The following is a 273-nucleotide window of genomic DNA, read 5'->3' on the forward strand; positions in this document are numbered from 1 at the left end:
TGACTCAACACGAGGAAGGTGCCGCTCGACTGAGTTATAGTCGTAACGACATGATCAACAGTCTGTGCACCTTAGATTTTGCTAGCCGACTCTGGGTTATCTTTAGAGCACTGATATCGGGAGCGCTTGATGAGCTCAGCAAGCTATACGGAGTCAGCGCCGCACAAGAGATCATGAACCAAATAGACAAAACGGTTCAGGAGTTCTTTATGCAAGTCATGCAAATGGATACCTTCACGCTGAGGCTAGAAGCCAAATCTATTGGTGATGAGT

General features: G+C 46.9%; 1 pseudogene. It reads left to right on the forward strand.

Annotation, left to right across the window (positions count from 1 at the left end):
- A pseudogene (locus ACX5KA_RS01115) lies at positions 1-273 on the forward strand (IS4 family transposase); the annotation flags it as partial.

The sequence above is a fragment of the Alteromonas alvinellae genome (assembly GCF_902705805.1).